General features: G+C 69.3%; 1 protein-coding gene and 1 pseudogene. Both read right to left on the bottom strand.

Annotated features, from left to right (window positions below; genetic code table 11):
* On the bottom strand, positions 1 to 1716 hold a 1716-nt coding region (locus MXD58_RS29730), incomplete at its 3' end, for an MFS transporter (protein ID WP_250611464.1).
* A 103-nt stretch (positions 1717 to 1819) separates the two neighbouring features.
* A pseudogene (locus MXD58_RS29725) lies at positions 1820 to 2210 on the bottom strand (LLM class F420-dependent oxidoreductase); the annotation flags it as partial.

Raw genomic sequence — 2210 nt, 5'->3', positions numbered from 1 at the left:
GGCGAGGCCGATCCCGGCGTCCTCGCGCCGCGAGTGGCGCACGCGCGGGGTGTCCCGCCCGCGCAGCCAGGACAGGATGGCACCGAGGACGCAGGTCGCGGCGCCGAAGGCGAAGGCGAGGTGCAGGCCGTCGCCGAACGGGCCGGCGATGAGGTGCGGGAAGAACGTCTGGCCGGTGAGGAAATCGGCCTTCGCCGGGTCGAGGGCGTGCAGCGTGTCCGGCCCGAGCAGCGTCTGGCTCGGGTTGTAGCCGAGGAACGCGGCGAACAGGCTGCCGATCGGCGGCAGGTTGGCCAGTTCGTGCGCCTTCGCCACCGGCACGCCCTGGCCGGTGAGACCGGCGAACATGGCGTCCGGCAGACTCGCGGCGAGCCCGAGGACGATGATCGTGAAGAAGACGCCGATGGACAGCACGCCGGCGGAGTTCTGGAAGGTGTTGAGCATGCCCGCGCCGGCGCCGCGCTCGGCGGGCGGCAGGGTGTTCATCACAGCGCTGGTGTTCGGCGCGGCGAACAGACCCATCGACAGGCCCATCAGCCCGAGGACGAGCGCGAACGACCAGTAGCTGAAGTCGATCGGCAGGACGTCGAACAGCCCGAACGAGGCGGCGGAGGCGAGCAGGCCGACGGTGGCGAACGGGCGTGCGCCGTAGCGGTCGGACAGCCGCCCGGCGAGCGGCCCGGCGATCAGGAACCCGACGGTCAGCGGGATCATGTAGATGCCGGCCCACAACGGGGTCCGCTCGAAGCTGTAGCCGTGCAGCGGCAGCCAGATCCCCTGCAACCAGATGATCAGCATGAACTGCAGGCCGCCGCGGGACAGCGCGCCGAGCAGCGCGGCCAGGCTACCCATCAGGAAGCCGCGGTGGCGGAACAGCTGCAGCCGGAACATCGGATCGCTGACGCGCACCTCGATCACGACGAAGGCGATCAGGACGGCGAGCCCGCCGACCATGCAGATCAGCACGAAGGGCCGGGTCCAGCCCATGGTGTGGCCGCCGGCGGGCTGCAGGCCGTAGATGATTCCGGTGAGGATCGCGACGAGCCCGACCGCGAAGGTGATGTTGCCGGCCCAGTCGATCCGCGCCGGGGTGCGCACCCCGTTGTCGCGCAGCTTCAGGTACGCCCAGACGGTGCCGAAGATCCCGAACGGCACCGAGACCAGGAACACCAGGTGCCACTCGATCGGCGCGAGGACGCCGCCGATCAGCAGGCCGAGGAACGATCCGCCGATCACCGCGACGCCGTTGACGCCGAGGGCGAAGCCGCGCTCGTGCTCGGGGAACGCGTCGGTGATGATCGCGCTGGAGTTCGCGAACAGGAACGAGCCGCCGACCCCCTGCCCGACCCGCATCAGGATCAGCCACCAGGCCGCCGCCGTCCCGTGCATCCAGGTGACGGCGAGCAGGATCGAGAACAGCGTGAAGATCGCGAAGCCGAGGTTGTACATCTTCACCCGGCCGAACATGTCCCCGACCCGCCCGAGGCTCACCACGAGCACGGACGTGACGATCAGGAAGCTCATCATCACCCAGAGGAAATACGAGGTGTTCCCGGGCGAGAGTGGATCGATCTTGATACCTCGGAAGATGTCCGGCAGGGCGATGAGCAGGATCGACGAGTTGATCGTGACCATCAACGTGCCGATGGTCGTGTTCGACAGCGCGACCCACTTGTGGGAGTCGCGCCCGCGGCCAGCGGTGTCGGGTGTCGTCACGACACAGGAGGTTAGCCTTTCCATCTAACGTCAGCGGTAGGCATGATGGGAGTCACATCTAGCTGTCACGCAGGCGAAACAGTCGGACCCTCGCCCAGCGCGCTCAGACGTGCGGGAGCACCTCGGCGGCGAGCAGATCGAGGTGGTCGAGATCCTCGAGATCAAGAACCTGCAGGTAGACCCGGGACGCGCCAGCGCCCTGCGGCCCGAACTCGGCCAGCTTCGCGAGGATCTCCGCCGGTGTGCCGACGAACCCGTTCGCCCGCAGCTCATCGACGTCGTGCCCGATCCGCTCGGCGCGCCGCGCCAGCTCCGCGTCCGTCCGCGCGCACACCACGACATTGGAGGTGGAGTACACCAGGTCAGCCGGGGCGCGCCCGGCAGCGGCGGCTGCCTCCCGCACCCGCGCGAAGCGCTCACCGATGACGTCGGCGGGAGCGAACGCGGCGTTGAACTCGGCCGCGTAGGCGGCGGCGAGCGCCGGGGTGCGCCGC

Origin of the sequence: Frankia sp. AgKG'84/4 (assembly GCF_023242965.2) — a bacterium.
Lineage (GTDB): Bacteria > Actinomycetota > Actinomycetes > Frankiales > Frankiaceae > Frankia.
The sequence above is the reverse complement of the archived record's forward strand: the minus strand, read 5'-3'. Positions and strand labels throughout refer to the sequence as shown.